The sequence below is a fragment of the Candidatus Synechococcus spongiarum SH4 genome (assembly GCF_000586015.1).
Classification (GTDB): Bacteria; Cyanobacteriota; Cyanobacteriia; order PCC-6307; family Cyanobiaceae; genus Synechococcus_B; species Synechococcus_B spongiarum_F.
In genome coordinates this window covers 1-2,468 of sequence record NZ_JENA01000237.1, presented here as the reverse complement: position 1 = coordinate 2,468, position 2,468 = coordinate 1, and the positions used below count along the sequence as shown (strand labels likewise).

The 2,468-nt window shown below is 66.2% G+C and carries 3 protein-coding genes; 1 reads left to right on the top strand and 2 read right to left on the bottom strand.

All coding sequences use genetic code 11. From position 1 onward, the window contains the following. Positions 1-269 (bottom strand): acyl-CoA thioesterase (locus BG35_RS0109070; RefSeq protein WP_034418259.1); only part of this gene is annotated, 269 nt, incomplete at its 3' end. A gap of 47 nt (positions 270-316) precedes the next feature. Next, entirely contained in the window at positions 317-838 is a 522-nt protein-coding gene (locus BG35_RS0109065) for a photosystem I assembly protein Ycf3 (RefSeq protein ID WP_025782564.1), read from the bottom strand. Positions 839-891: 53 nt separating this feature from the next. On the opposite strand from BG35_RS0109065, the gene BG35_RS0109060 reads away from it, so the two are divergent. Beyond that, positions 892-2,468 (top strand): heavy metal translocating P-type ATPase (locus BG35_RS0109060; RefSeq protein WP_025782563.1); only part of this gene is annotated, 1,577 nt, incomplete at its 3' end.

The window sequence follows — 2,468 nt, the reverse complement described above, 5'->3', positions numbered from 1 at the left end:
CGGCAGGCCAAGTGAACGAGAAGCACGTCCCCATGGCCCATGGGTCGATGGTAACGGGCCTGGCAGTACACGATGGGCAGAGCCCCATGGGGATTGGCGAAAACGTCCGCCGCAGCCAGGCCGAATCTGGCCAGGGATTCTTCATAGGCCTCGTGACACCAACGCAGCAGATGGTGAAAATGCGCCACCCCTGCCGGATCGGTTTCCCCAAAGCGGACGGTGCGACGGATGAGCAGCCATGGGGGGCGTGGGGGAGGCGCCGACAGCATTGGGGGCAGGGGTGACGTGGGCGGGGCAGGGGTGAAAGAGGGGGAGATCAAATCAGTACGTCGATACTGCCGCGCCCACTGGTTTTCAGCCAGTTCTGGGCTTCCAGGTAGTTGTTGGGGGCCAGGCGGATGGCCCTGGTCCAATACTCCGCAGCCTGGCTGTAGTAGCGGTCCATGGCATCGGTTTCTCCCCGCTGCTCGGCCTGGTTGCCGAGATGATGATAGATGACGGCAATGTTGTTCAGCGCCTGGGGCATCTTGGCGTTCAGGGCCAGGGCCTGCTCGTAATGCTCCAAAGCCTTCTGGTGCTCCCCGTTGCTGGAATGCACCAAGCCCATGTTGTAAAGAATCCAACTGCGGTCGCTGGGATCATCCTCCAGCCGCAGCGCCTCGGCAAAGTTTTCCATGGCCTCGGCATACTCCCCGTCGGCCTGGGCGCTCATCCCGTCCCGGTAATAGGCAAAGGCCTCCTTGGCGCGCCGGTCCGTGGGTAGCACCTTGAGAAGCAGGTCCGCCATCACGGTGAAGCTCTTATCAATGAAGTTGTCGTTCCGTTGGCTACGGGCCATGGTGGTCTCGGCAGGGGTAGACATCCATCCTGCCTGGTCTTTAAGCTGACGGGATGCAGACCTCGGCCCATTCCGAACACCTCCTTCTGGAGATTGACGGGATGAAGTGTGGCGGCTGTGTCCACGCGGTGGAGCGCCGTCTCACAGAGCAGCCCGGCGTGAGCGGAGTTGCGGTGAACCTGCTTACCCGCACTGCCTCTGTGGGACTGGATCCCCACAGGCCAGCCAATTCCCGGCAGTTGACCGCAGCGTTGCAAGCCATCGGCTTTCCGGCGCGGTTGCGGGATCAGGGGCAGGCCATGGGGGAAGCCCCCTCCCTGAATCAGGGCTGGTGGAGTCGCTGGCGCCGCCTCATGGCCGCCCTGGCGCTCATGGCCGTCTCCGGTCTGGCCCATCTGGCCATGGTCCAGCAATGGACCGTCCCGCTGCTGAACTCCATGGCGTTCCATGGGGTGGTGGCCACCGTGGCCCTGGCTGGCCCCGGCCGCACCATCCTTACCGGCGGCTGGCGAGCCTTGCGTCATGGGATTCCCACCATGGACAGCCTGGTGGGGCTAGGCATCACCAGCGCCTACTGCTCCAGCCTGGTGGCCTTGTTGTGGCCCGCGGTGGGCTGGCCATGCTTTTTTGACGAGGCCGCCATGCTGCTGGGCTTTGTGCTGCTGGGCAGGTTTCTGGAAGAGCGGGCCCGCCGCCGCACCGGTCTGGCGCTGCGCCAGTTGATGGACCTGCAGCCGGAGACCGCCCGCCTGCTGGTGGGGGCAGAGGCCACCGCGGCGGAACCCGACCGGCTTCTGGCCTGTAACCACCGGTCCGTGCGGGCGGCGGCGTTACGGGAACAGGATCGCCTGCTGTTGCTGCCAGGGGATCGGATTCCCGTGGATGGAACCATCCTGGCCGGACGCTCCAGCCTTGATCTGGCCAGCCTCACCGGTGAGCCCCTGCCGGTGGAGGCGGGCGCCGGAGATCAGGTCACCGCTGGTTGCCGCAACCTCACGGGTCCGCTGGTGGCGAAGGTGGAACAGGCCGGCGCCAAGACCAGCCTGGCCCGTCTTGTCCAGCTTGTGGAGCAGGCCCAGAGCCGGAAAGCCCCCATCCAGCGCGTGGCGGATCAGGTGGCGGGACGATTCTGCTACGGCGTGCTGGCCCTGGCTGCGGTCACCCTGTTGTTCTGGTGGCTCTGGGGCGCCCAGCGCTGGCCCACGGTGTTGACCATCTCCAACCAGGCCCATGGCCATGGGGACATGGGCCTGGGCGCCACGCCCCTGGGGCTGGGGCTCCAACTGGCCATTGCCGTGTTGGTGGTGGCCTGTCCCTGCGCCCTGGGATTGGCCACGCCAACGGTGGTGAGCGTGGCCACAGGGCGGGGCGCCCAGGCCGGTCTGTTGTTTCGTGGCGGTGACGTGCTGGAAACCGCCGCCCACCTGGATACGGTGGTCCTGGACAAGACCGGCACCCTGACCATCGGCCGGCCCCTGTTGCAGGCTGTGGCGCCGTCGCCCGACTGGGAACAGGACGACAACGGTTCCGACACCCGGGAAACACTGCTCCTGCAGTGGGCCGCCAGCCTGGAGCAGCAGACCCAGCACCCCCTGGCCCATGCGCTGATCCAGGCCGCCCAGCAACAGGA

Bases quoted from the DNA above. Each gene is read 5' to 3' on its own strand.
- BG35_RS0109065 (WP_025782564.1), bottom strand. From the start codon at position 838: ATGGCCCGTAGCCAACGGAACGACAACTTCATTGATAAGAGCTTCACC.